This is a genomic window from Microbacterium sp. NPDC087868 (assembly GCF_044900755.1).
Taxonomy (GTDB): Bacteria; Actinomycetota; Actinomycetes; order Actinomycetales; family Microbacteriaceae; genus Microbacterium; species Microbacterium galbinum.
The window spans coordinates 680173-705964 of the sequence record NZ_JBJDNO010000003.1 but is presented as its reverse complement, the minus strand read 5'-3'; the positions used below and the strand labels follow the sequence as shown (position 1 = coordinate 705964).

The window sequence follows — 25792 nt, the reverse complement described above, 5'->3', positions numbered from 1 at the left end:
GCCTTTCAGAAGCCGGGGAGGAGGCTGACGACGAGGTCGATCAGCTTGATGCCGATGAACGGGGCGATCACGCCGCCGAGCCCGTAGATGAGCAGGTTGCGCTGCAGGATCTGCGAGGCGCTCGCCGGGCGGTACTTCACGCCGCGCAGCGCCAGCGGGATGAGGAACACGATCACGATCGCGTTGAAGATGATCGCGCTGGTCACGGCGGATGCCGGGGAGTGCAGTTGCATGACGTTGAGCACCGCGAGGCCGGGGAAGACGCCCATGAACATCGCCGGGATGATGGCGAAGTACTTGGCGATGTCGTTCGCGAGCGAGAACGTGGTGAGGGCGCCGCGCGTGATGAGCAGTTGCTTGCCGATGCGCACGATGTCGATGAGCTTGGTCGGGTCGGAGTCGAGGTCGACCATGTTGCCGGCCTCCTTCGCCGCCGACGTGCCGGTGTTCATCGCCACGCCGACGTCGGCCTGCGCGAGCGCCGGAGCGTCGTTCGTGCCGTCGCCGGTCATCGCGACGAGACGACCACCCTCCTGCTCGCGCTGGATGAGGGCGAGCTTGTCTTCGGGGGTCGCCTCGGCGAGGAAGTCGTCGACCCCGGCCTCGGCGGCGATCGCCTTCGCGGTGAGCGGGTTGTCGCCCGTGATCATGACGGTGCGGATGCCCATGCTGCGCAGCTCGTCGAACCGCTCGCGCAGGCCGTCCTTGACGATGTCCTTCAGGTGCACGACGCCGAGGATCTCCTCCTTGCCGGTCCCTGGGCCTGTCGAAGGGCCCTTCACCGCGACGACGAGGGGCGTTCCGCCGCTGGAGGCGACGGCATCCGTGCGGCTCATCACCTCGGCATCCGTCTGGGCGGAGCCCTCGGAGAGCCACGCCCGCACCGCGGAGCCGGCGCCCTTGCGGATCTGCGTGCCGTCGGCGAGGTCGAGGCCGCTCATGCGCGTCTGCGCCGTGAACGGCACGACGACGGCATCCGTCTGCTCGTCGATGCGGATGCCGCGGCTCGCCGCCAGATCGACGATCGACGCGCCCTCGGGCGTGGGGTCGGCGAGCGAGGCGAGAGCGGCGACGCGCAGCAGCTCGTCGGCGTCGACGCCGGGCAGCGGCAGCACCTCGTGGGCGCGGCGGTTGCCGTAGGTGATCGTTCCGGTCTTGTCGAGGAGGAGCGTGGTGACGTCTCCGGCGGCTTCGACCGCACGGCCCGACATCGCGAGCACGTTGCGCTGCACGAGGCGGTCCATTCCGGCGATGCCGATGGCCGAGAGCAGCGCGCCGATCGTCGTCGGGATGAGGCACACGAGCAGGGCGATGAGCACCGGGATGCTGACCGGCGACGCCGCGTACGACGCGATCGGGTTGAGGGCGAGCACGACGATCACGAACACGATCGACAGGCTCGCGAGCAGGATGTTCAGCGCGATCTCGTTCGGAGTGCGCTGACGGCTCGCACCCTCGACGAGTGCGATCATGCGGTCGACGAACGTTTCGCCCGGCTGGGAGGTGATGCGCACGACGATCCGGTCGGACAGCACGCGCGTACCGCCGGTGACGGCGCTGCGATCGCCGCCCGACTCGCGGATCACCGGGGCGCTCTCGCCCGTGATCGCCGACTCGTCGACGGTCGCGATGCCCGCGACGATGTCGCCGTCGCCCGGGATGAGCTCGCCCGCCTGGACGATCACGAGGTCGTCGCGCTGCAGTTCGGCCGACGAGACGCTCTCGGTCGCCGTCTCCGCGTCGAGAAGCTGGGTCCCTGAGCCTGTCGAAGGGTCCCACCCCGCGAGAACCCGTCGCGCCATGGTGCTCGTGCGGGTCTTGCGCAGGCTCGCGGCCTGAGCCTTGCCGCGGCCCTCGGCGACCGACTCGGCGACGTTCGCGAAGAGCACGGTGAGCCACAGCCACACGGCGATCCCGGCGGTGAACGGCGCGGGCACGGGGGTGCCGCCCGACTCTCCGGGGCCGCCGAGGAACGGCTCGGCGATCGCGAGCACGGTCGTGAACGCGGCGCCGACCCAGACGATCAGCATCACGGGGTTGCGCACGAGGGCGGCGGGATTGAGCTTGCGCAGCGCACCGGGCAGGGCGGCGCCGAGCTGCGGCCAGCCGAACGTGCGCGGCGCCTTTTCGGTGGACGGCGCGGATGCCGTGGCATCCGCTTCTCGAGTGGTGATGAGTGTCATGGTCAGACGAGTCCTTCGGCGAGCGGGCCCAGGGTGAGCACCGGGAAATAGGTGAGCGCGGTGACGATGACCGTCACGGCGAGGAGGAGGCCGACGAACTGCGGCCGGTGGGTGGGCAGGGTGCCGACGGTCTCGGGCACCTTCTCCTGCGCGGCGAAGGAACCTGCCAGGGCGAGCACGAGAACGATCGGCAGGAAGCGCCCGAGCAGCATCGCCACGCCGAGTGCGGTGTTGAACCACGGGGTGTTGGCGGTGAGACCGGCGAACGCCGAGCCGTTGTTGTTCGCCGCCGAGGTGAACGCGTAGAGCACCTCGCTCATGCCGTGCACACCGGGGTTCAGGATGCTGGTGGCCTCGACGTCCGCCCGGATGCCGGGGATCGCGAAGTTCAGCGCCGTGCCGAGGAGGACGAGGGTCGGCGTGACGAGGATGTACAGGCTCGCGAGCTTGATCTCCTTCGGGCCGATGCGCTTGCCGAGGTATTCGGGCGTGCGGCCCACGAGCAGCCCGCCGACGAAGACGGCGAGGATCGCGAGGACGAGCATTCCGTACAGGCCCGATCCGACGCCACCGGGGGCGACCTCGCCGAGCATCATGTTGAGCATCGGCATCATGCCGCCGAGCGCCGTGTACGAGTCGTGCATCGAGTTGACCGCACCGGTGGAGGTGAGGGTGCTCGCGCTGCCGAACAGGGTCGAACCCAGGATGCCGAAGCGCACCTCCTTGCCCTCCATCGCGGCTCCGGCGAGCTCAGGGGCGGTGCCGCGGCCGGCGAGTTCGAGGGCCGAGAGCGCGAACGTCGAGACGAGGAAGATCGTGCCCATCACGGCGGCGATCGCGTAGCCCTGGCGGTGGTCGCCCACCATGCGGCCGAACGTGCGGGGGAGCGCGAACGGGATCGCGAGGATCAGCAGGATCTGCAGCAGGTTGGTGAACCCGGTGGGGTTCTCGAAGGGGTGCGCGGAGTTGGCGTTGAAGAAGCCGCCACCGTTCGTGCCGAGCAGCTTGATGGCCTCCTGCGAGGCGACGGGTCCGCCCGGGATCGTCTGCGGGTTCCCGGCGACCGTGGTGATGTCGGTGAAGCCGGCGAAGTTCTGCACGACACCGCCCGCGAGCAGGGCGAGCGCCGCGAGGATCGAGATCGGCAGCAGCAGGCGTCCGAGTCCGCGGATCAGGTCGACCCAGAAGTTGCCGATCGTGGTCGAGCCGCGGCGGGCGATGCCGCGGATCAGCGCGACCGCGACCGCGAGGCCCACCGCCGCCGACACGAAGTTCTGCACCGTGAGGCCCGCGAGCTGCACGGTGTAGCCCATGGTCTGCTCGGGCGAGTACGACTGCCAGTTGGTGTTGGCCACGAACGACGCCGCGGTGTTGAACGCGAGGCCCTCGGGCACGGCGGGCAGGCCGAGCGACTCGGGCAGGAACGCCTGCAGCCGCTGCAGTCCGTAGACGAGCAGCAGGCCCACGACCGAGAACGCCAGCACACTGCGGGCGTAGGCCCGCCAGGTCTGCTCGGATGCCGGGTCGACGCCGATCACGCGGTACACGCCGCGCTCGATGCGGGCGTCGCGCGGGCTCGTGAAGACGTGCGCGATGTAGTCGCCGAGCGGGCGGTAGAGCAGCACGAGGGCGACGATGAGGACGGCGGCCTGCAGCACGCCGAACCAGATCTCGGCGCCCATCAGATGCGCTCCGCCGCGACGAGGGCGATCACGAGGTAGACGACGGCCGCGGCGGCGAGGGCCGCGGCGATGATCTCGAAGACGATCACAGCTTCTCCACCCCCTTCGCGGCGAACGAGACGAGGGCGAACAGCGCGAGAGTCAGCGCGAGGTAGAGGATGTCGAGCACGTCATCGATACAAGCCCTCGGCGCGCGGCGTTTCGACGATCCTGACGGTTCCCCTACGGTGCTCGCTCCGATACATGCGCTTCCCCAACGGCATCCGCTCCTCCGGGGCTCGGGAGATCTATGCTCACGAGGTGGGAGACACGAAGCGGCGGGTCGGAGCGGGGGCGTGGATCGTCGGCGGGCTCGTCGTCGCCGCGGTCGTGTGCGTGCTCGCCGGCATTCTGCCGGGGGCGGATGCCGGTGCCCTCGGCGAGCGCATCGCCCCCGTGCTCGGGTTCGTCGTCGCGATCACGATCGTCGCCGAGCTCGCCCGCGACGCCGCCGTGTTCGACGTGGTGGCCCAGCGCCTCGCCCGCTGGGGTCGCGGTCGAGTTCTGTTGCTCTGGGGGCTCGTGATCGCGCTCGCCGTCGTGAGCACGGTGTTCCTCTCGCTCGACACGACCGCCGTGATCGTCACGCCCGTGGTGGTGGTGCTGGCGCAGAGCATCGGGGTGCCGCCGATCCCCTTCGCGCTGGCGACCGTGTGGCTCGCGAACACCGCATCGCTGGCTCTGCCGGTGTCGAACCTCACCAACCTGCTCGCGGCGTCCCAGATGGGCGGTCCGGGGGCGTTCTTCGCGCTGAGCTGGGCGCCGACCCTCGTCGGCATCCTGATCCCGGTGGCGATCCTCACCCTCGTGCATCGGCGCACGGTGTTCTCCGCCTACGAGGTGCCGCCGCCCCGGCGCGCGGCCGACCCCGTTCTCTTCTGGTCGGCGACCGGCATCCTGCTCGTGCTGATGCCGCTGCTCGCTCTCACGCACGACGTGTGGATCCCGGCATCCGTCGCCGCTCTCGCCCTGATCGTGCTGTTCGCCGTTCGCCGGCGCCGCGCGCTGCGGCTCGGTCTCGTGCCCTGGCAGGCGCTCGCGCTCGCGGGGGCCCTGTTCGTGATCGTCGAGACGCTCCACGCCCGCGGCATCCTCGACTTCCTGACGACCCCGATCGCCGGCGACGGTCCTGGCGACCTCTTCCGTCTCGCCGCTCTCGGCGCGGTCAGCGCCAACGCGATCAACAACCTGCCGGCGTATCTCGTGCTCGAGCCCGCGGCCGGCGACCCCGTCGCGCTCATGGCACTGCTGATCGGGGTGAACCTCGGTCCACTCATCACGCCGTGGGCATCGCTCGCGACCCTGCTGTGGCACCACCGGATCACTGCTCTCGGCGTCGAGATCCGCTGGGGCCGGTTCATGATGTGGGGCGCGATCGCCGCGATCCCGACCGTCGCGGTGGCGGTACTGGCGCTGCTGCTGGTGGCCTGAGTCGCACGTCGATGGGCGGAGAACTCCCTGTCAGGCGGATGTTCTCGTCCGATTCTTCCGCCCAACGGCGAGAACTCCGCCCAACGCCGAGAGCTCCGCCTCCGAAGAGACGCGACCTACTCCTGCGGCGGACCCTCCGGCCGGTGGGCACGGCGACCCGAGACGACCACCGGGGCGACCGGGCGACCGGCTCGCTCCTGCCCGGGCAGCGGGCGCGAGCGGCGTCCGTAGATGAGCTCCGACGAGTCGAGCAGCCACGGCACGAGGGTGATCGAGACGCCGTGCACGAGCATGAGCTGGTTCGCGAGACGGCGGGCGCGGCGGTTGTGCAGGAACGATTCCCACCAGTGCCCGACGATGTACTGCGGCAGGTAGACGGTCACCACCGACGAGCCGTGCTTCTCGCGGTACTGCGTGATGAACTGCGTGACCGGCTGCGCGAACGACCGGTACGGCGACTCGACGATCACCAGCGGGATCGGCACGAGGTGGTCTTTCCAGTCCTTCTGCACGGCGGCGGCGGCATCCGCCGAGACGGCCACGTGCACGGCCAGGGTCTTGTCGTGCTTCGCGGCGATCGCGTAGTCGATCGCCTTCATGACCGGCTTCTGCAGGTGGTTGACGAGCACGATGGCGACGTCGCCGGACGCCCCGAACCGGGTCGTGTCGTCGATCGCGATCTCGTGGTCGACGTCGCGGTAGTACCGCTTCACGCCGAGCATGAGGAACGCGAGGATCGGGATGGCGAAGAACACCAGGTACGCGCCGTGCGTGAACTTGGTGATCGTGACGATCAGGAGCACCAGCACGGTGAGCGTCGCGCCGGCGGAGTTGATCACCAGGCCCACGCGGGCGGATCGGCGATCGGATGCCTCGGCCCCGTCGTGAGAGGCCGCACCGTGCCCGCGCAGCACGCGCCGCCAGTGCCGCACCATGCCGATCTGGCCGAGCGAGAACGACACGAACACGCCGATGATGTACAGCTGGATCAGCGTCGTCAGCTTCGCCTGGAACACCACGAGCACGACGATCGCGGCGATGCCCAGCAGGATCATGCCGTTCGAGAACACCAGGCGGTCGCCGCGGGTATTGAGCGACTTCGGGGCGTAGCCGTCGCGTGCGAGCACGGCGCCCAGCAGCGGGAATCCGTTGAACGCGGTGTTGGCCGCGAGCAGCAGCACGCACGCGGTGGCGGCCTGCACGACGAAGAACAGGATGCTTCCACCGCCGAACGTCGCGGAAGCGATCTGCGCCATGAGGCTGGGTTGCGGGTTCGTGCAGTCGAAGCCGATGAGATCGCAGGGGTTCTCGGCGTAGTGCACGCCGGTGATGAGCGCGAGGGCGGTGAGGCCGGAGAACAGGCAGATCGCGATCGTGCCCATGAGCACCAGCGTGGACTGCGCGTTGCGCACCTTCGGCGCGCGGAAGGCGGGCACCCCGTTCGACACGGCCTCGACGCCGGTGAGGGCGGAGCATCCGCTCGAGAAGGCGCGCAGGATCAGCAGGATCACCGCGGCCTGGCTGAGGTTCTCGGCCTGCACCGAGAAGTCGGCACTGGAGGCGACCGGCGCATCGCCGAGGAACGTGCGCACCAGTCCGGTCACGATCATCAACCCGACCGAGCCGATGAAGACGTAGGTGGGGATCGCGAAGACGAGGGATGCCTCGCGCACTCCGCGCAGGTTCACGATGATGATGAGGATCACGAACCCGACCGCCAGCTCCACGCGGAACGGGTCGAGGCCGGGCAGTGCCGAGATGATGTTGTCGACACCGGACGCGACCGACACCGCGACCGTCAGCACGTAGTCGACGAGCAGGGCGGCCGCCACGATCACGCCGGGGATCTCGCCCAGGTTCTTCGAGGCGACCTCGTAGTCGCCGCCGCCCGAGGGATACGCCTTGATGAGCTGGCGGTAACTGAGCACGACCACGATCAGCAGCACCACGACCGCCACCGCGACGAGCGGGGTGAAGGAGAGGAACGTGAGCCCGCCGATCAGCAGGATCATCACGAGTTCCTGCGGGGCGTAGGCGACCGAGCTGAGGGCATCCGACGCGAAGATCGGCAGGGCCATGCGCTTCGGCAGCAACTGGTCGTCGACCTGGGCGCTCGTCAGGGGTTCGCCGATGAGGATGCGCTTGACCGCCGGCGCATCGCCGCCCTCTTTGAATTCTTCCGACACGTCCGGCGACACTACTCCTGCCGAACGGCATCCTGACGGCATCCTCACGGAATCCCTACGGCCCGGGCGGGCGCCCTCACGAAATCCTCACGCGGCGGGCGGACGGATGCACAGCCGTTTCCGATCACGGGTGGATAACGTCGACATCATGACCACCCTCCCCGTCGATGAGATCTCGATCCAGGAGACCAAGGCCCTGCGGGACCAGTTCCAGCGGTTCCTGCGCGAGTACGAGTTCGGCATGCGCGAGGTCGAGACGAAGATCTCGATCCTGCGCGACGAGTTCACTCACGACCACGCGTACAACCCGATCGAGCACGTCAAGAGCCGGCTGAAGTCTCCCGACAGCATCGTCGAGAAGCTCGCGCGCAAGGGCATCGACGAGCCCGACTTCGAGCTCATCCGCTCCGAGATCACCGACATCGCGGGCGTCCGCGTCACGTGCAGCTTCGTCGCCGACGTCTACCGGCTGTTCGATCTGCTCACCGCGCAGGACGACATCACCGTGCGGGTCGTGAAGGACTACATCGCCACCCCCAAGCCCAACGGCTACAAGAGCCTGCACGCGATCATCGAGGTGCCGGTGTTCCTCTCGACCGGTGCGCTGTCGGTGCCGGTCGAGGTGCAGTTCCGCACGATCGCAATGGACTTCTGGGCCAGCCTCGAGCACAAGATCTACTACAAGTTCTCGAACCAGGTGCCCTCGCATCTCGTCGACAGCCTGAGCGATGCGGCCGAGGCCGCCGCCGAACTCGACACCCGGATGGAGCGGCTGCACCGCGAGGCGCACGGGGTGCCGAAGCGCCAGCTCGCCCCGCCTCCCCCGCCGCGCATCGTCGAGGTGTAGCCTCGGCGCCATCCGATCGGTCGTCCGCTCCGAAGAACCGGGGAGCACCGTCACCGGTGGACGAGGAGGGCATCATGGCCGATCGGCGTAGTGGAAAGCGGTTCATCGCGTGGGCGGCGCTGGCCGGCCTGATCAGCGGCGCGGTGTTCCTCGCCGTCGCCGAGCTGTTCGCCCTGCTCGTCGCCCGCGCGGCGAGCCCGGTGCTGGCCGTCGGCGGGTTCGTCATCGACATCGTGCCGCAGCCGTTCAAGGAGTTCGCGATCGCGACCTTCGGCGAGTACGACAAGATCGCCCTGCTCGCCGGTCTCGGACTGGCGGTGGTCATCGCCTCGGCGATCGCCGGCATCCTGCAGCTCGTGCGCGCCCCGCTCGGTGTGATCGCACTCGGCATCGCCGGCGTGCTGTCGACCGCGGCGATCATGACGCGCGCCGGGGTGACGCCCCTGGCCTTCCTGCCTCCCGTGCTCGGCACGGTCGCGGGTGCCGTCATCCTCGTGCTGCTGATCCGCCGCCTGCGCCGCTGGCGCGAGGCCGCCCTGGCTCCGGCCGCGGCGAAGAAGCCCGCCGTCGCCCCCTCGACCCCCCCGATCACCAAGCCGTCTCCCACCGACCTCGCCACCGCCGACACGAAGGTCGGCGTCAGCCGTCGCGGGTTCTTCGGCCTCGCCGCGATCGCCGGCATCTCGGCCGTCGTCGTCGGGGTGGCATCACGCGCGGTGAGCATGACGGTCTCGTCGGTGGAGAGCATCCGCAAGGCGTTGAAGCTCCCCACCCCCAACAGCACCGTCACCATCCCCGACGGCGCCGAGCTCGACGTGCCGGGGATCAGTCCGCTCTTCACCCCGAACGAGGACTTCTACCGGGTCGACACGGCGCTCACCGTTCCGACCATCGACCCCGACACCTGGCGCCTCGTGATCGACGGCATGGTCGACGAGCGGGTCGAGATGAGCTTCCAGGATCTGCTCGACATGGGGCTCGACGAGTACGTCATCACCCTGACCTGCGTGTCGAACGAGGTCGGCGGCGAACTCGTCGGCAACGCGAAGTGGCTCGGCGTGCCGATCCGCGACGTGCTCGCCAAGGCCGGCGTGAAGTCCGGTGCCGACATGGTTCTCTCGCGCAGCGTCGACGGCTACACCGCCAGCACGCCGTTGGCGTCGCTGACCGACGACAACCTCGATGCGATCCTCGCGGTGGCGATGAACGGCGAGCCGCTGCCGCTCGAGCACGGGTTCCCGGTGCGCATGGTCGTGCCGGGCCTCTACGGCTACGTCTCGGCGACGAAGTGGCTCACCGAGCTCAAGGTCACCACCTTCGCCGACGACGAGGCCTACTGGACCCCGCGCGGGTACAGCGCCGAGGCGCCGATCAAGTTCTCGTCGCGCGTCGACACCCCGAAGCTCGGCGAGGCGGTCGAGGCCGGACGCATTCCGATCGCCGGGGTCGCCTGGGCGCAGTCGGTGGGCATCGACCGGGTCGAGGTCAGCATCGACAACGGCGAATGGACCCCGGTGACGCTGTCGAAGGCCATCAACGACGACACCTGGGTGCAGTGGTTCATGGAATGGGACGCGACCCCGGGCACCCACTACGTGGCGGTGCGGGCGATCAACAAGAACGGCGACACGCAGATCGAGGAGCGCGCGCCGATCGCGCCGAACGGCTCGTCGGGCTGGCAGCGCTCGCTCGTGCGGGTCAACTGATCGGTGCGGGTGGCCCCGGCGCGTCCTAGGGTGGACGCATGACCTCGCCCTCCGCCTGTGTGATCACCGTGTCCGACCGATCGTTCGCGGGAGAGCGCGAGGATCGCGGCGGCCCCATCGCCGTCGGGCTGCTCCGAGAAGCGGGATGGCACTGCCCGGATGCCGAGATCGTCGCCGATGGCGCCGACTCCGTCTCCGACGCTCTGCGACGCGCGTTGGCCCGCGGTGCGAAGCTGATCATCACGACCGGCGGCACGGGGATCGCTCCGCGCGACGAGACGCCCGAGGGCACCCGTCCGGTGATCACGCGCGAGCTTCCCGGGCTCGCCGAGGAGCTGCGTCGTCACGGTCTCGCCGACACCCCGAAGTCGGTGCTGTCGCGGGGCCTCGCCGGCGTCGTCGACCCGTTCGGCGCGCTCCTGGTGAACCTGCCCGGCTCCACGAACGCCGTCTCGTCCGGCATCCCGATCGTGCTCACGGTCGCCGCGCACATCGTCGACCAGCTCGCCGGCGGGGACCACGGATGAACGACGTCCGCATCGCCGCGATCGTCGAGCACCCGCTCGACCTCGACGCGCACCTCGCCGCGGTCGACGACCCGCGCCTCGGCGCGGTGACGACCTTCGTCGGGCGCGTGCGCGACAACGACCCGGATGCCGACACCCCGGTGATCGGACTCGAGTACAGCGCCCACCCCGACGCCACCGTCACCCTGCGGCGGATCGCCGCGGAGGCCGAGGGCGGGGCCGAGGGTGGCACCGGCGCACTCGTCGCTGTCAGCCACCGCATCGGTCAGCTGGCCGTGGGGGACGCCGCCGTCGTGATCGCGGTGGCATCCGCGCACCGGGCCGAGGCCTTCGCCGTGTGCCGTGAGATCATCGAGGCGATCAAGCGCGACCTTCCGGTGTGGAAGCGCCAGCACGAGTCCGACGGCACCTCGTCGTGGAAGGGTATCGGCGGCTGACCTCCACCAGTTCTCGCAAGGATGGACATCATGAAGACCCGCGTTTTCGCCAGCGTCGCTCTGCTGGCCGTACTTCCGCTCTCCGGGTGCGTCGGCACGACGGCTGAGACGGCAGACGAATCCGACGCTTCCCAGAGAGAGGCGTCCTGCCAGATCGTCGTCGACGAGCTCCCGGAGTACACCGCCCAGCTCGCTGAGAGTGCAGATGGCCTCACCACCTACGGCCCGTCCACGATGCTCTCGTTCCACACCGGGGCCGATGAGAAGCTGGCGGCCGTTGCGGGGAAGCTCGATGACACCGAGGTGAAAGACGCCGTTCTCGCCGTGCGTGACGCCGCTGCACGGTTCATCCCGATCTGGGAGAGAGCACACGAGGATCCCGACACGTGGGCGGATGGAACTCTGACCGCCGATATCGCAGCCGCCGATGAGGCCACCACCACTGCACTCGCTGAACTCGGCGACATCTGCCCTGGTGCGAACGACGGCACCCCTTAGCGATCGGGTGACACCCCGGACCGGATTCTGATTCAGTCCAGGTGAGTTCCGTTCTCGCCACCGAATCTCGAGAAGCCGCGAGGGTTACGGACAGGTGACCGTGAAGGATGCGGTTCCGTCGCGCTGCTCGAATCCCTGGAAGTCGTACTCTCCGATCGACGTCTTCTGGGGATCGCGAGGAAGAACCGACACCTCGGGAGACTTGCCGGCAATCACGATCATCCCGTCCTCCGGGCACGACCGTAGCCCATCGGGGATCTCGCCCGTCACGGTGTGTCTCTCGCCGTCCACACGCCCGCATCGCCACGCGAGAGCATCGATCAGCCGCCCGCGAAGGGTGGGAGCACGTCGATGAGCTCGACCCCGTCGAGAGAGCGATCTTCATCGCTGCGCACGCCGTCGACCATCACGGCGCAGCGCGGCAGGATGTCGGCGAGTGCCGGGTGGTCGGCGACGACCGCGGCCCGGAGCCCGGCCAACGTGGGCTCGGTGCGCTCCTCGGCATCCGTCCCCGCGGCTTCGGCGGCGGCGGCGAAGTAGCGCACGCGGGTCATGCGGATGCCTCGCCGGGACCGGACTCGCCGGGCCGCACCCAGTCGCCCGAGCGCCCGCCCGACTTGGCGGTGATGCGCACGTCTTCGATCACGACCGAGCGGTCGAGTCCCTTGACCATGTCGACGACCGCGAGCGCCGTGACCGAGACGGCGGTGAGCGCCTCCATCTCGACGCCGGTGCGGTCGGCGGTGCCGACGGTGGCTTCGATCTGCACGCCGTCGTCGACGATATCGAGGTCGACGCTCGCCCGGTGCACGCCGATCACGTGGGCGAGGGGCAGCAGGGATGCCGTCGACTTCGCAGCCTGGATACCCGCGATGCGGGCGACGGCGATGACGTCGCCCTTCGGGGTGGTGCCGTCACGCAGAGCGGCGACCACGTCGGTGCTGCAGCGCACGAATCCCCGAGCGGTGGCGGTGCGGACGGTCGGCTGCTTGAGAGTGACGTCGACCATGTGCGCGTGACCGGCGGCATCCAGGTGGGTGAAGCTCATTCCACCAGCATGACATCGATCCGATCGCCGACGGCGACGGCTTCCACCTCGGCCGGGACGATCGCGAACGCCTGCGCCCGTGCGAGTCCTCCCGCCAGGTGCGAGCCGGACCCTCCCGCGGTCGCGGGACGCACGGTGCCGGCGACGAGGTCGACGACGGCCGGAAGATACTGGCGCCGGCCCGGAGGGGTGGTCCACGCGGCATCCGCGGTCAGCGATGCGAGCGGCCGGTGGATCGCGGCCCGGCCCTGCATCGCCAGCAACGCCGGCCGCACGAACACCTCGAACGACACCGCGACGCTCACCGGGTTGCCGGGCAGGCCGAAGACCAGCGTGCCGGAATCGAGCACGCCGAACGCCTGCGGCTTGCCGGGCTGCATCGACACGCTCGCGAACTCGACCTCGCCGCCGCCGTCGAACGCCCCGCGCACGGGCTCGTAGGCTCCGGCGCTCACACCGCCCGTGAACACGATCACGTCGGCGCCGAGGGCGACCGCTTCGGCCGTGACCGCGCGCACGGCATCCGCCTCGTCGGCCACGCGGGCGACCAGCACCACCTCGGCATCCGCCCCACCGACCAACTGTTCGAGGAGCGGGCCGTTCGAATCGGGGATGCGCCCCCGCACGACGGCATCGCCGGGGGCGAGCAGCTCGCTGCCGGTCGACACGACCGCCACGCGCGGTGCGCGGCGCACGGCGACCTCGGCGATCCCGGCGGCGACGGCCGCGGCGATCTGGAACGCGCCGAGCCGTTCCCCGGCGCGCACGACGGGGTCGCCGGCGGAGAGGTCGGCTCCCCGGCGTCGCACGAATACGCCCGGTTTCGCCGGCGCGCGCAGCACCCGCACCTCGCTGAGAGAGTCGGCGAGGCCGCCTGCGGTGTCTTCGAAGGGGACGATCGCGTCGGCGTCGGTCGGCGCCGGCGAACCGGTCATGATGCGGGCAGCCTCGCCGGGGGCGAGCGCCGGGTCGTCCGAGACCCCGGCAGGCAGATCGGCGACGACGCGCAGGGTGACGGGGGCATCGGCGGATGCCGTCGCGACATCCGCGTACCGCACGGCGAAGCCGTCCATCGCGGAGTTGTCGAAGAGCGGGATGTCGTGCGCGGCGGTCGCATCGGCGGCGAGGGTGCGGGCGGAGGCGTCGCGGATCGCGCGGGTCTCCGACGGCAACGGACGCACCGCGTCGAGCACGCGCGCGAGCTGCTCCTCGACCGTGCGGCGGCCCCCGGGTGCGGCGCTCACGCCGTGACCTCCGTCGCGACGCGGGCCGGGCCCGCGGGGCGGATCGCGACCTCGTGCTGCCGCGCCGAGAGGGCGTCGATCACGGCCAGGCGACCCAGCAGCGGGTCGCCGGCACCCGTGACGAGCTTCACGACCTCGCCCGCCAGCATCCCGCCGACCTGCACGCACAGCGCGCCGAGCACGCCGACCTGCGCGCAGCTGGGCGGTTCGCCCTCGGTGCCGATCGGGAAGAGGTCGGCCAGCACGACGGCATCCGATGCGGGCGGATCCGACCAGAACACCGTCACCTGCGCGTGCCATTCCTGCACCGCGCCCCAGACGAGGGGGACGCCCAGGACTTCGGATGCCGCGGCGACGGCCCGCCGCGTCTCGAAGGAGTCGCTCGTGTCGACGACGATGTCGGCGCCCGCGAGCAGCCTCTCGGCGTTGTCGGGGGAGAGGCGCTCGGGGCTCTGCACGACGGTGGTCTGCGGGGCGAGGGCCGTGATCGCGCGCGCCGCAGAGGCGGTCTTCGGGGTGCCGATGTCGTCGACGCGGTGGGCGAGCTGACGCTGCAGGTTCGTGAGTTCGACCACGTCGTCGTCGATCACGGTGAGGGTACCGATGCCGGCCGCGGCCAGCGCGAGCAGGGCGGGCGAGCCGAGGCCGCCGGCGCCGACGACCGCGACGTGCGCGGCGCTGAGGCGACGCTGCCCCTCTTCGCCGATACCGCCGAGCACGGCGTGACGCGCGGTGCGCACGAGCTCGGTCGGGTCGAGGGTCGGTGCGGGGGCGACGAGCGGGTCCATGGGTTCAGGGTATGCCGTGCGCTCGCCGTTCCGGAGGCCCGTGAGGGGTCAAGACACGCCGCGACACGTGGCCCGCATCCGGCGTGTGGTGACCCCTCACGGAGAGATCGGTTGCGGGTGAAGATCTACTCTCCGTTTGTGCGGATTTCTGGGTTCGGAATCTCCGCATGTGCGGTAGATTCGTGTCTATGCAGACGTATCGGATCGCACGAGCCGCCCAGCTTCTCGGGGTCAGCGACGATACGGTGCGCCGCTGGGTCGATCAGGGTCTGCTGCCCGTGACCGACTCCACGCCCGCCGAGATCCCCGGCGATGCCCTCGCCGCCCGCGCCCTCGAGCTCGCCGACGAGGCGACCGCGCAGAGCGACTCCCTCTCGAGCGCCCGCAACCGCTTCGTCGGCATCGTCACGCGCGTGCAGATCGAGGGACTGATGGCGCAGATCGACATCCAGGCCGGGCCCCATCGGGTGGTGTCGCTCATGTCGGCCGAGGCCGCGCGCGACCTGCGGCTCGAGGTCGGCTCGCTCGCCACCGCCTCCGTCAAAGCGACCCAGGTCGTCATCGAAGTCCCGAAGGGGTGACCATGCACCGCTCCCTGCGCCGCTCCACCGCCGTCGGCATCGCCGCGCTCGCACTCGCGCTCGCGGGGTGCGCGAACGCGGCGCCCGCCCCATCGTCGACGGATGCCGCGGCCGACACCCTCGACGGTGAGGTCTCCGTCTACGCCGCGGCCTCACTGGCGGGCGCGTTCGACGAGATCGCCACGGCGTTCACGGCCGAGCACCCCGACGTGACCGTGGTGCCGGTGTACGACGGCTCCTCCACCCTCGTGACGCAGATCCTCGAAGGCGCCCCGGCCGACGTGTTCGCCTCGGCCGACGAGGCCAACATGGACAAGGCCGGAGATGCCGCCGTCGATCCGGAGCTGTTCGCCTCGAACACCCTCGTGATCGCCGTTCCCGCCGGCAATCCGAAGGGCATCGCCGACCTCGCCGATCTCGCCGACGTGACGACGGTGCTGTGCGCGACCGAGGTGCCGTGCGGTGCGGCATCCTCGAAGCTCCTCGATGCGGCCGGCGTCACGATCGAGGCCGCGAGCCTCGAGCAGAACGTCACCGCGGTGCTCACGAAGGTCGAGACCGGCGAGGCCGACGCCGGCCTCGTCTACGCCACCGATGTGATCGGCCGTGACGACGTCGAGGGCGTCGTGCCCGAGAACGCCGACGACGTCGTGAACCACTATCCGATCGCCGCCCTCGCGGATGCCCCGAACCCGAATGCCGCGCAGGCCTTCGTCACCTTCGTGCTGTCGGATGCCGGACAGGCCATCCTCGCGGAGTTCGGATTCGGGAAGCCGTGAGCGCCGCCCGCGTGCCGGGGTACGCCCCGCGCGCACTCGCGATCCCCGCGACGATCGGGCTCGTCTTCCTGCTGCTGCCGCTGATCGCGTTGATCTCGCGGGTCGAGTGGGCGACGTTCCTCGACGACGTGACCTCGGATGCCGCGCGCTCCGCACTCGTTCTCTCGCTCGGCACGGGACTCGTCGCCACGCTGCTCTGCATCGTCGTCGGTGTGCCGCTCGCCCTGCTCATCGCGCGCTCCGGCCCCCGCGTCGCGGCGGTGCTGCGCGCCGTGGTGACCGTGCCGCTCGTGCTGCCGCCGATGGTCGGCGGCGTCGCGCTCCTCTACCTCTTCGGGCGCGCGGGGTGGCTCGGCGGGCTCGGCCTGTCGTTCAGCACTCCCGCGGTCGTGCTGGCGCAGTCGTTCGTCGCCCTGCCGTTCCTCGTGCTCGCCGTCGAGGGAGCCGTGCGCGCCGCCGGGGTCGATCACGAACGCACGGCCGCTGCCCTCGGTGCCGGACGCTGGACGATCCTGCGCCGGATCACCCTCCCCCTCGCGGCTCCCGGCATCGTCGCGGGCGTCGTGCTGTGCTTCGCCCGGGCGATCGGCGAGTTCGGGGCGACCGCGCTCTTCGCGGGCAACCGGCCGGGGGTCACGCAGACCATGCCGCTGGCGATCTACACCGCGTTCAACGGTGCGGGCGTCTCGCAGGGCGCGGCGGTGGCCCTCGCGCTGCTGCTGCTCGCGACCGCGATCGCGGTGCTCCTGCTCGTGCGGGGCTGGCGGCCGGGGGCGGCGCGATGACGGCGCTGCGGGCGCATGTGGTCGTCGAGCGCGAGCACTTCGCGGTCGACGTCGCCCTCGCCGTCGCCGCCGGTGAGACGGTCGCGGTGATGGGCCCGAGCGGCGCAGGAAAGTCGACGCTGCTGCAGGCGCTCGCCGGGCTCGTGTCACTCGGCGGCGGCGAGATCTCCATCGGCGAGCAGGTCGTCGACCGCACCGCCGCGCCCCGGGTGCAGGTCGCCCCCATGCACCGAGGAATCGTGCTGCTCGGACAGGACGCCCGCCTCTTCCCGCACCTCTCCGTGCGCGAGAACGTCGCCTTCGGCCCGCGGTCGGCCGGCGTCGCGGCTCGCCAGGCCCGGGCATCCGCCGATGCCTGGCTGGAACGCGTCGGCCTCCCCGGCGCCGGCGATCGGATGCCGCACGAGCTGTCGGGCGGCGAGAGCCAGCGCGTCGCCGTCGCCCGCGCGCTCGCCGCCTCGCCGCGGGCCGTGCTGCTCGACGAGCCGCTCGTCGCCCTCGACCCCGACACGGCGGCCGGCATCCGCAGAATGCTGCGCGAGCAGCTCGCCGGCGTCACGACCGTCGCCGTCACCCACGATGCCGCCGATGCGGTGGCGCTCGCCGACCGGCTGCTCGTCATCGAGGCGGGGCGGGTCACGCAGAGCGGACCGGTGCGTGAGGTGCTGGGCGAGCCGGCGTCGGACTTCGTCGCCAGCATCGGCGGGGTGAATCGCCTGGTCGGCGCCGCGGACGGCGGGGACTGGGTGGCCGGCGAGGTGCGACTCGCGAGTGCGGATGCCGCGTCGCGGGCGCTCGCCGCGGTCGACGGGGCCGCGTTGGCCGCGGTGTTCCGCCCGGAGGATGCGCGGCTGGTCGGGGAAGCGGTGGATGCGCGCGGGGATGCCTGGGCCACCACCATCGCGGATCTGGAGCAGACCCTCTCCGGAGTGCGGGCGCGGACCGGTATCGGCGTCGTCGACGTGCCGCTGGCGGATGCCGGGGGGCTGGCGGTCGGGAGCACGGTGCGGGTGAGCGTCGATCCGGCTGCCGTGCGGTTCGTGGCCGTCGACTGAGTCGGCGGCGGCATCCGTTCGGGCGGGCCGACCGCCTCGCCCTGGCAATCCCCCGTCGATCGCCGACGCGCCCGCCCTGACCGGTATTCCAGCGGCTATTCTCGGAGGATGACGGGGATCGAGGGGGAGCGATGACGGCCGTACCGGTCGTGATCGGCCGCCGAGCGCCCGCTGCCGAGTCCCGTGAGCGGGCGGCGGTCGACCCGCGCGGACTCGTCGACAGCCACGGCCGCGTGCACCGCGACCTGCGCATCTCCCTCACCGACCGCTGTTCGCTGCGCTGCACCTACTGCATGCCCGAGCAGGGCAACGAGTGGCTCGCCCGCACCAGCATCCTCTCGACCGACGAGATCGTCGAGGTCGCCGAGGTGGCCGCCGCCCTCGGCATCCGCACGTTCCGTCTCACCGGTGGCGAGCCGCTCCTGCGGCCCGACATCGTCGACGTCGTGCGGCGCATCTCGCGCATCCAGGGGGAGGACGGCCCGGTCGAGGTCGCGATGACGACCAACGGGATCAGCCTGGCCCAGAAGCTCCCCGCACTCATCGACGCGGGTCTCACGCGCCTGAACATCAGCATCGACACGATCGACCGGCAGCGCTTCGCCGACCTCACCCGACGCGACCGGCTCGACGACGTGTTCGAGGGCATCGCGGCGGCCGCGGCATCCGAACTGCGACCGCTCAAGCTCAACGCCGTCGCCATGCGCGGCGTCAACGACGACCAGCTCGCCGACCTCGTGGCGTTCGCGATGGGCGTCGGCGCGCAGCTGCGCTTCATCGAGCAGATGCCGCTCGACGCGGGGCACACCTGGGATCGCGCGACGATGGTCACGCGCGAGGAGATCCTCGAAGCCCTCGGTGAGCGGTGGTCGCTCGAGCCCGTTCCCGGACGCGGGGGAGCGCCCGCCGAGAAATGGCGCATCGACGGCGGACCCCACGAGGTGGGCGTCATCGCCTCGGTCACCGCCCCGTTCTGCGGTGCCTGCGACCGCCTGCGGCTCACCGCCGACGGGCAGCTGCGCAACTGCCTCTTCTCGAACGACGAGTACGACCTCACGACGCTGCTGCGGGGCGAAGCATCCGTTCCCGGACAGCGCGACGACCGGATCGCCGACCTGCTGCGGTCCTGCATCCTCGGAAAACTGCCGGGCCATGCGATCGACGACCCGTCGTTCCTGCAGCCCGCCCGGGGGATGAACGCGATCGGCGGCTGAGCGGGCGGTTCTCCGCGGAGTTACGCGCGGGCGGGTGGCCCTAACTCAGGAAGAACTCGTCGAAACGCGCTGAAACCGGGCTCGAACGGGCAATCCGACCTGTTCTTCCTGAGTTAGTGCACGGGCCCGCCGCCGCCTCAGCCCAGGAACTCCCGCGCGGCGGCCGACATCGCGGTGACCCCGACCTCGATCGTCGGGTGGATGACCGGCGCGAAGTACGGCGAGTGGTTGGTGGGGATGTCCTTGTCGAGCGTGCCGCCGGCCATCGCCGCCGCGAACGTCGCCGGGTCGACGCCGCCCCAGAACCAGAACACGAGGGGCGCGCCGGTGTCACGGGCGAACCAGGAGACGTCCTCACTGCCGGTGAACATGCCGGGATCGACGACGGATGCCTCCCCGAGAACACTCTGCAGCGCTCGGGTGACGCGGGCCGTGGCATCCGCATCGTTGATCGTGGGCGGCAGGGTGTGGTCGGTGCGGATCTCGGGCTCGCGCTCGGCTCCGGATGCCGCGGCCTCGGCGCGCACGATGCGCTCGACGCTCGCGAGCACGCGGTCGCGCATCTCGTCGTTCGGGTATCGCAGGCTGAGCTCGAGCTTCGCCTCGGCGGGGATGATGTTGTTCTTGAGTCCGGCGTGGATCGAGCCCACGGTCACGACGGCGACATCGCGCGGGTCAACCTCGCGCGAGGCGATGGTCTGCAGGCGCATGACGGTGGCCGCGGCCATCACGATCGGGTCGATCGTGGAGTGCGGGCGAGAGCCGTGCCCGCCGCGTCCGTGCAGGATGACGGTGAGGCCGTCGGATGCCGCCATCTGCGTGCCGGGGCGCACCCCGATCGTGCCGGCGGGCAGCGGGGTGACGTGCTGGCCGAGCACGATGTCGGGCTTCGGGGCGATGTCGAGCAGCCCGTCGTCGAGCATCGCGCGGGAGCCGGCGCCATATTCCTCGGCGGGCTGGATGAGCACGACGAGCGTGCCCGACCACTCGGCGCGCTCGGCGACGAGCTTCTCGACGGCACCGATCATCGCGGTCACGTGCATGTCGTGGCCGCAGGCGTGCATGACGGGCACGGTGTTGCCGGCGGGGTCGATGCCGGTCGCGGTGCTCGCGTAGGCGAGGCCGGTCTGCTCGCCCACGGGCAGTGCGTCCATGTCGGCGCGCACCCACACGACCGGGCCGTCGCCGTTGGTCAGGATGCCGACCACGCCCGTCACCCCGACGCCCTCGTGCACCTCGAGTCCGAGGTCGCGCAGGTGGCCGGCGGCGATGCCGGCGGTGCGGGTCTCCTGGAAGGAGAGTTCGGGGTGCTGGTGCAGGTCGACGTAGAGCGCTTCGAGATCGATCGTCATGGCCCGAGCCTATCCGGCGGCGAGCGGGTCGCGCCTGGTGCACCGATCGGTGCAGAACGTCGGGAGTGAGCCTCCAGAACCGGCGTTTCGCACCGATCAGTGCACGGGGTCGCCCGGGTCAGGCGCCCGCGACGTAGGTCTCGAGGGCGGGGCCGGGGCGCAGCACCGCGGTGACGATCGCCTGGATGGCGAAGGCGCTGGTCTCGCCGAGCTCGATGAGGTCGGGGTGCAGCAGCCACTGCAGCTGCAGGCCGTCCATGACGGCGAGGATGCTGGCGGATGCCGCGGCGATCGTGTCGGGTGCGGTGACGCCCTCCTGCGCGCAGAGCTCGTGGAACGCGGCGGTCACCTCGCGGCGGAGGGTCGTGTAGCGCTCCTCGAAGTACTCGCGTCCGGGGTGGTGGTCGGTGACCGACTCCGACGAGAGCACGGTGTACGCCTGCACGATGCCGGGGCGCAGCTCGTTGGCGAACGCGGTGCGCACGAGGTGCAGGAACAGCTCGGGCCCGTCGGGGATGTGCTTCTCGGCGAGGTCTGCGACGTCGGCCTGGTCGCGATAGGCGAGCACTTCGAGCAGCAGCTTCTGCTTCGAGCCGAAGTGGTGGAGCACGCCGGCGTGGGTCATGCCCACCTGTTCGGCGACATCGGCGAGGGTGCCGTTGGTCGATCCCTTGTTGCCGAAGATCTCGACGGCGGCCTGGAGGATCAGCTCGCGCTTGGCGCGGGTCGCCGGGCGCACCCGCGACTTCTCGCTGCTCTCGTTCACGGGACCCCCGTCGTTGGTGTTCAGGCTTGCCATCTTACTCACCAGTAGGTAACCTCACGAAAGCTTACTTTCTCGCCAGTAAGCAAATCACGACGCCGTCGATCGACCGACCGCTCGACGGCAACGCAGCACAATGACCCGTGCCCCCCAAGGAGAAGCAATGAAGCTCAGAAGGTCCTTGATCGCCCTCGCGGCGGTCACCGCGCTCGGCACCACCGCGCTCGCCGGATGCTCGTCCGGTGGATCATCGGATGCCGGTGACGGCGCCGGCTCCGCCGCCCTCACGATCGCCAAGCCCGACGGCGCGATCACCACCGAGTCGAACAACCCCTACGTCGGGGACTCCGCCGCCTCGAAGTACGGGTACGGCAAGGTCATCTTCGAGACCCTCGGGCTCGTCAACCAGACCGGCGACCGCGGCGTCACCCCGTGGCTCGCCGAGAGCATCGAGTGGAACGACGACTACACGCAGCTCACGGTCGTGCCGCGTGAGGGCGTCACCTGGAGCGACGGCGAACCCTTCACCGCCGACGACATCGTCTTCACCTACGAGCTCGTCTCGACCCCCGCGCTCGACACCGCCGGCCTGAAGTTCGAGGGGGCGACCGTCGACGGCGACGCCGTGACCCTCACTTTCGGAGAGTCGAAGTACGTCAACCAGGCGCGCGTGCTGCACGTGCCGATCGTGCCGAAGCACATCTGGGAGAACCTCGACGAGCCGGCCACCGACCCGGTCACGGGCGACGACCTCGTGGGCACCGGCCCCTACGTCCTCTCGAACTGGTCGACCGAGTCGGTCACCCTCGAGGCCCGCGACGACTACTGGGGCGGCGACCTCGCCGTGCCCGAGCTGCACTACGTCTCGTACGGCGACAACACCGCTCTGACCACCGCCCTCGCGCAGGGCGAGGCGGACTGGGCGCAGGCCTTCATCCCGCAGATCGAAGAGCAGTTCCTCTCGGCCGACCCCGAGCACAACAAGTTCTTCGTCGCCCCGACCACGGGATCGGCGACGCTGTTCATGAACCTGCAGGAGAAGCCGTTCGACGACCCGGCGTTCCGTCAGGCGCTCGCCTGGGTGATCGACCGCGACGCCTACGTCGACATCGCCCGCGAGGGCGCGAGCGAGCCCGTGTGGTCGGTGACCGGTCTGTCGTCGATCCTCGAGGACGAGATCCAGCCCGAGTTCGCGGGTCAGAACTACGAGGTGGATGCCGAGAAGGCGCGCGACCTGTTGGAGGGCGCGGGCTATACGTGGAAGGACGACGCGCTCGTCGACCCCGACGGCACGCCCGTCTCGTTCACGCTTTCGGTGCCCTCGGGCTGGAGCGACTGGAACACCGCGCAGGAGCTCATCGCCGAAGACGTCAAGGAGTCCATCGGCGCCGAGGTCAAGATCGACATGCCCGACTGGGGCGGCTGGGCCGACCCGCGCGACAACGGCACGTTCTCGGCGATCATCCACTGGCTCGAGGACAGCGGCACGGCCTACGGCCTGTACACCTCGACCATGGATCCGCGCTGGATCTCCCCGGAGGGCATCGCCGGCTTCAACTTCGGCCGGTTCGAGGACCCCGCCGCGACCGAGGCGCTGAACACCTACGCGAACGCCTCCTCCGACGAGGAGCGCACCGCATCGCTCGACACGCTGCAGAAGATCTTCGTCGAGCAGGTGCCGGCGATCCCGCTCGGTGCGCACCCGCTGCTGGGCGAGTACAACACGCGCAACTACGTCGGCTGGCCGTCGGAGGAGGACCCCTACGCCTCGGGTGACCCGACGCAGCAGAACATCGTGCAGATCCTCACGAAGCTGAAGCCCGCCGAGTAGCCCTTCGTCTCGCTCCGCTCGCTCAGGGACCGGTCGCCATGCACCGGTTCCTGAGCGAGGAGCGGAGCGACGAGACGAAGGACACCCCCACGAAGGAACCCCCATGCCAGACCCCCTCCTCACCGTGCGCGACTTCTCGGTCGTGTACGACGTCGATCCGCCCGTCGCGGCGGTCAAGAACGTCACCCTCGAACTGCAGCGCGGCGAGATCCTCGGTCTCGCCGGCGAGAGCGGATGCGGCAAGACCACGCTCGCGTACGGCGTGCAGCGTCTCTTGCGGGCGCCGGCCGTGATCACCGGTGGTGACGTCACCTTCCACGACGCCTCCGGTGTGGATGTCGACATCAACTCCCTCGACGTCGATGCGATGCAGCGCTTCCGCTGGGACAAGGTGTCGATGGTGTTCCAGGGCGCCATGAACGCCCTGAACCCGGTGGCGACGATCGGGTCGCAGCTCGAGGACGTGTTCGAGATCCACCGCCCCGACATGAACCGCCGCCAGCGCCGGGCCGAGGCCGAGGAGCTGCTCGAGATCGTGAAGGTCGGGCGGCAGCGGGTGCGCTCGTTCCCGCACGAGCTGTCGGGCGGCATGCGCCAGCGCGTGATGATCGCGATGGCGCTCGCGCTGCGTCCGCAGCTGATGGTGATGGACGAGCCGACCACCGCACTCGACGTTCTGGTGCAGCGCGAGATCCTCAAGCAGATCTCGCAGCTGCGGCACGAGTTCGGCTTCTCGGTGATCTTCATCACCCACGATCTGCCGTTGCTGCTCGAGATCAGCGACCGGATCGCGATCATGCGCGAGGGAGAGATCATCGAGCTCGCCACCGCCGAGCAGATCTGGCGGCAGCCGCAGCAGGAGTACACACGCACGCTGCTGTCGTCGTTTCCCCGGCTCACCGGGGAGAGAGGGGTGCTGGTGCGATGACCACCCTCGAGTTCCAGAACATCACCAAGACCTACACGGTGCGCGGCGCCGGGCAGATCACCGCGCTCGACGACGTGAGCTTCACCCTCGACTCGGGGCGCACGCTCGGCCTCGTCGGTCAGTCGGGCAGCGGAAAGTCGACGATCGCGAAGATCCTCACGCAGCTCGAGACCCCCACGAGCGGTCGGGTGCTGCTCGACGGCGCACCCGTGCCGCGACGCGGCAAGGGCCTGCGGCGATACCGTCAGCAGTTGCGCATGGTCTTCCAGGATCCGTTCGCCTCGCTCAACCCGTACCACTCGATCCGCTACCACCTCGAGCGGCCGATCCGCCTCGACGACGTCGTGCCGAAGAAGGACACCGAAGACGAGGTTCGGCGGCTGCTCGCGCGGGTCCGGCTCGATGCGGATGCCGTGATCGATCGCCGCCCGCACGAGCTGTCGGGCGGCCAGCGCCAGCGCGTCGCGATCGCCCGCGCGCTGGCCTCGCGTCCGTCGATCCTGGTGGCCGACGAACCGGTGTCGATGCTCGATGTCTCGATCCGCCTCGGCGTGCTCACCCTGCTCGCCGACCTTCAGCGCGAAGAGGGGCTCGGCGTGCTCTACATCACGCACGACCTCGCCACCGCTCGCCACTTCAGCGACGAGATCATGGTGCTCAACCAGGGGCGCGTGGTCGAGTACGGCACCGCCGACGACGTCATCCTGAACCCGCAGGACCCGTACACGCGCGAGTTGCGCGCGGCATCCCCCGATCCCGAGAAGCACTTCGCCTCGGCATCCGCGAACGGAGGCGCGCTGTGAGCACCGCATTCCCCCAGCTCGACGACAACGACCTCATCCAGCAGGACGCGCTCGAGGTCGGCACGACCGCGACGACGGCCGAGCGCGGGCGACGCCCGGTCGCCTGGCGCTTCTTCCTCGGGCGCGCGGGCTTCTACCTGTTCACCCTCTGGGCCGCGATCACGATCAACTTCTTCCTGCCGCGCTTCATGAAGGGCGACGCGGTCAGCTCGTACCTCGCGCGCAACCGCAACGTCAGCCCGGAGGCGGCGGAGTCGCTGCGCATCCTTCTCGGCATCGACAGCGACAAGTCGATCTGGCAGCAGTACGTCGAGTACTGGGGGATGCTGTTCCGCGGCGACCTCGGCATCTCGACGCTGCACGGGCTGCGGCCGGTGGGCGAGGTGCTCGCCGCCGCCCTGCCGTGGACGCTGGGCCTGGTGGGCCTCGCAACGATCATCTCGTTCCTCATCGGCACCGTCGGTGGCGCGATCGTCGGCTGGAAGCGGGGGAGCAGGCTCGACGCGCTCATCCCGATCACGACCTTCTTCAACACGATCCCGTACTTCTGGCTGGGGCTCATCGCGATCGCGATCTTCTCGTCGACGCTGAAGTGGTTCCCGTCGTCGCACGCCTACGACAAGGGCCAGTCTCCCGAGTGGAGCCTCGACTTCATCGGCCAGGTGATCATGCACGGCACGCTGCCCGCGATGACGATCATCGTCGCCTCGCTCGGCGGATGGATGCTCGGCATGCGCAACATGATGCTGACCGTTCTCGACGAGGACTACATCACCGTCGCGCAGGCGAAGGGCATGCCGAACCGGCGCGTGCTCTGGGCGTACGCCGCGCGCAACGCGGTGCTGCCGCAGATCCAGAGCTTCGCGCTCTCGATCGGCTTCATCGTCGGCGGCACGATCGTCATGGAGATGGTCTTCAGCTACCCCGGCCTCGGCAAGCTGCTGCTCGACGCCACCAACGCCAAGGACTTCGCGCTCATGCAGGGCGTCTTCCTGGTGATCACGCTCTCGGTGCTCGCGGCCAACATCCTCGCCGATGTCGTCTACGCGTACCTCGACCCGCGCACCCGCCAGACGGAGGCCTGA

26 protein-coding genes are annotated in these 25792 nt (G+C 70.1%); 15 read left to right on the top strand and 11 right to left on the bottom strand.

Annotated elements, in window-relative coordinates; all coding sequences use genetic code 11:
• Positions 1-5: 5 nt before the first annotated feature.
• Genes kdpB through ACI2JZ_RS13545 form a run of 3 tightly spaced genes read right to left on the bottom strand, consistent with a single transcriptional unit; the run spans position 6 to position 3954 of the window.
• Complete coding sequence (gene kdpB, locus ACI2JZ_RS13555) at positions 6-2183, bottom strand: potassium-transporting ATPase subunit KdpB (RefSeq protein ID WP_404598038.1); 2178 nt, start codon at positions 2181-2183, stop codon at positions 6-8.
• A 2-nt stretch (positions 2184-2185) separates the two neighbouring features.
• A complete protein-coding gene (gene kdpA, locus ACI2JZ_RS13550; RefSeq protein ID WP_404598036.1) occupies positions 2186-3865 on the bottom strand; it encodes a potassium-transporting ATPase subunit KdpA in 1680 nt (559 codons plus the stop codon).
• Positions 3865-3954 carry a potassium-transporting ATPase subunit F gene (locus ACI2JZ_RS13545; protein ID WP_247623718.1) on the bottom strand — a complete coding sequence of 30 codons (90 nt, stop codon included), beginning with the start codon at positions 3952-3954 and terminating at the stop codon, positions 3865-3867. Before ACI2JZ_RS13545 ends, kdpA begins: the two co-directional genes overlap by 1 nt.
• Before the next feature lie 211 nt (positions 3955-4165).
• On the opposite strand from ACI2JZ_RS13545, the gene ACI2JZ_RS13540 reads away from it, so the two are divergent.
• Positions 4166-5335 carry an SLC13 family permease gene (locus ACI2JZ_RS13540; RefSeq protein WP_404598034.1) on the top strand — a complete coding sequence of 390 codons (1170 nt, stop codon included), beginning with the start codon at positions 4166-4168 and terminating at the stop codon, positions 5333-5335.
• 116 nt (positions 5336-5451) lie between these two features.
• Here ACI2JZ_RS13540 and ACI2JZ_RS13535 read toward each other — a convergent pair whose 3' ends face one another.
• The gene (locus ACI2JZ_RS13535; RefSeq protein WP_404598033.1) at positions 5452-7533 is read right to left on the bottom strand and encodes an APC family permease; all 2082 of its coding nucleotides are present in this window, start codon (positions 7531-7533) and stop codon (positions 5452-5454) included.
• A 136-nt stretch (positions 7534-7669) separates the two neighbouring features.
• Between ACI2JZ_RS13535 and ACI2JZ_RS13530 the strand changes: the two genes are divergently transcribed.
• From ACI2JZ_RS13530 to ACI2JZ_RS13510, 5 genes are all read left to right on the top strand, one after another.
• Complete coding sequence (locus tag ACI2JZ_RS13530) at positions 7670-8368, top strand: GTP pyrophosphokinase family protein (RefSeq protein WP_247623715.1); 699 nt, start codon at positions 7670-7672, stop codon at positions 8366-8368.
• Positions 8369-8442: 74 nt separating this feature from the next.
• Positions 8443-10074, top strand: coding sequence for a molybdopterin-dependent oxidoreductase (locus ACI2JZ_RS13525; RefSeq protein WP_404598031.1), 1632 nt, complete (start codon positions 8443-8445; stop codon positions 10072-10074).
• 38 nt (positions 10075-10112) lie between these two features.
• Positions 10113-10601, top strand: a complete 489-nt coding sequence (locus ACI2JZ_RS13520; RefSeq protein ID WP_404598030.1) for a molybdenum cofactor biosynthesis protein B — start codon at positions 10113-10115, stop codon at positions 10599-10601.
• Positions 10598-11038, top strand: coding sequence for a molybdenum cofactor biosynthesis protein MoaE (locus tag ACI2JZ_RS13515; RefSeq protein WP_247633143.1), 441 nt, complete (start codon positions 10598-10600; stop codon positions 11036-11038). Before ACI2JZ_RS13520 ends, ACI2JZ_RS13515 begins: the two co-directional genes overlap by 4 nt.
• 30 nt (positions 11039-11068) lie before the next feature.
• Complete coding sequence (locus ACI2JZ_RS13510) at positions 11069-11536, top strand: hypothetical protein (protein ID WP_404598029.1); 468 nt, start codon at positions 11069-11071, stop codon at positions 11534-11536.
• Positions 11537-11620: 84 nt separating this feature from the next.
• On the opposite strand, the gene ACI2JZ_RS13505 is transcribed toward ACI2JZ_RS13510, so the two are convergent.
• From ACI2JZ_RS13505 to ACI2JZ_RS13485, 5 genes are read right to left on the bottom strand one after another with little or no spacing between them, the layout of a single operon-like run.
• Positions 11621-11806 (bottom strand): hypothetical protein, encoded by a 186-nt coding sequence (locus ACI2JZ_RS13505; protein ID WP_404598027.1) that lies wholly within the window; start codon positions 11804-11806, stop codon positions 11621-11623.
• Between the two features lie 50 nt (positions 11807-11856).
• Complete coding sequence (locus tag ACI2JZ_RS13500; RefSeq protein WP_336641158.1) at positions 11857-12090, bottom strand: MoaD/ThiS family protein; 234 nt, start codon at positions 12088-12090, stop codon at positions 11857-11859.
• Complete coding sequence (gene moaC / locus ACI2JZ_RS13495) at positions 12087-12584, bottom strand: cyclic pyranopterin monophosphate synthase MoaC (RefSeq protein WP_404598025.1); 498 nt, start codon at positions 12582-12584, stop codon at positions 12087-12089. Before moaC ends, ACI2JZ_RS13500 begins: the two co-directional genes overlap by 4 nt.
• On the bottom strand, positions 12581-13828 hold the full coding sequence (gene glp, locus ACI2JZ_RS13490; protein ID WP_404598023.1) for a gephyrin-like molybdotransferase Glp: 1248 nt from the start codon (positions 13826-13828) through the stop codon (positions 12581-12583). Before glp ends, moaC begins: the two co-directional genes overlap by 4 nt.
• Positions 13825-14616, bottom strand: a complete 792-nt coding sequence (locus ACI2JZ_RS13485) for a HesA/MoeB/ThiF family protein (protein ID WP_404598022.1) — start codon at positions 14614-14616, stop codon at positions 13825-13827. Before ACI2JZ_RS13485 ends, glp begins: the two co-directional genes overlap by 4 nt.
• Positions 14617-14804: 188 nt before the next feature.
• Between ACI2JZ_RS13485 and ACI2JZ_RS13480 the strand changes: the two genes are divergently transcribed.
• The 5 genes from ACI2JZ_RS13480 (at position 14805) to moaA (ending at position 19030) form a co-directional block, all read left to right on the top strand.
• A complete protein-coding gene (locus ACI2JZ_RS13480) occupies positions 14805-15197 on the top strand; it encodes a molybdopterin-binding protein (protein ID WP_404598021.1) in 393 nt (130 codons plus the stop codon).
• Between the two features lie 2 nt (positions 15198-15199).
• Positions 15200-15976: a molybdate ABC transporter substrate-binding protein gene (gene modA, locus ACI2JZ_RS13475; protein WP_404598019.1), complete on the top strand. Its 777-nt coding sequence runs from the start codon at positions 15200-15202 to the stop codon at positions 15974-15976.
• The gene (gene modB, locus ACI2JZ_RS13470) at positions 15973-16761 is read left to right on the top strand and encodes a molybdate ABC transporter permease subunit (protein ID WP_247633135.1); all 789 of its coding nucleotides are present in this window, start codon (positions 15973-15975) and stop codon (positions 16759-16761) included. Before modA ends, modB begins: the two co-directional genes overlap by 4 nt.
• Positions 16758-17816 carry an ABC transporter ATP-binding protein gene (locus ACI2JZ_RS13465; RefSeq protein ID WP_404598018.1) on the top strand — a complete coding sequence of 353 codons (1059 nt, stop codon included), beginning with the start codon at positions 16758-16760 and terminating at the stop codon, positions 17814-17816. Before modB ends, ACI2JZ_RS13465 begins: the two co-directional genes overlap by 4 nt.
• Before the next feature lie 131 nt (positions 17817-17947).
• Positions 17948-19030, top strand: a complete 1083-nt coding sequence (gene moaA / locus ACI2JZ_RS13460; protein WP_404598017.1) for a GTP 3',8-cyclase MoaA — start codon at positions 17948-17950, stop codon at positions 19028-19030.
• A gap of 137 nt (positions 19031-19167) precedes the next feature.
• Here moaA and ACI2JZ_RS13455 read toward each other — a convergent pair whose 3' ends face one another.
• Both ACI2JZ_RS13455 and ACI2JZ_RS13450 read right to left on the bottom strand, forming a co-directional pair.
• Positions 19168-20382 (bottom strand): amidohydrolase, encoded by a 1215-nt coding sequence (locus tag ACI2JZ_RS13455; protein ID WP_404598016.1) that lies wholly within the window; start codon positions 20380-20382, stop codon positions 19168-19170.
• A gap of 118 nt (positions 20383-20500) precedes the next feature.
• The gene (locus ACI2JZ_RS13450; protein WP_247957573.1) at positions 20501-21181 is read right to left on the bottom strand and encodes a TetR/AcrR family transcriptional regulator; all 681 of its coding nucleotides are present in this window, start codon (positions 21179-21181) and stop codon (positions 20501-20503) included.
• A gap of 127 nt (positions 21182-21308) precedes the next feature.
• On the opposite strand from ACI2JZ_RS13450, the gene ACI2JZ_RS13445 reads away from it, so the two are divergent.
• The 4 genes from ACI2JZ_RS13445 to ACI2JZ_RS13430 all read left to right on the top strand — a co-directional run bounded on the left by ACI2JZ_RS13445 (position 21309) and on the right by ACI2JZ_RS13430 (position 25792).
• Complete coding sequence (locus ACI2JZ_RS13445; protein ID WP_247957500.1) at positions 21309-22976, top strand: ABC transporter substrate-binding protein; 1668 nt, start codon at positions 21309-21311, stop codon at positions 22974-22976.
• Between the two features lie 103 nt (positions 22977-23079).
• Entirely contained in the window at positions 23080-23904 is an 825-nt protein-coding gene (locus ACI2JZ_RS13440; RefSeq protein ID WP_247633129.1) for an ABC transporter ATP-binding protein, read from the top strand.
• Complete coding sequence (locus tag ACI2JZ_RS13435) at positions 23901-24707, top strand: ABC transporter ATP-binding protein (RefSeq protein ID WP_247633128.1); 807 nt, start codon at positions 23901-23903, stop codon at positions 24705-24707. The genes ACI2JZ_RS13440 and ACI2JZ_RS13435 overlap by 4 nt, the downstream gene beginning before the upstream one ends.
• Entirely contained in the window at positions 24704-25792 is a 1089-nt protein-coding gene (locus tag ACI2JZ_RS13430) for an ABC transporter permease (RefSeq protein ID WP_404598013.1), read from the top strand. Before ACI2JZ_RS13435 ends, ACI2JZ_RS13430 begins: the two co-directional genes overlap by 4 nt.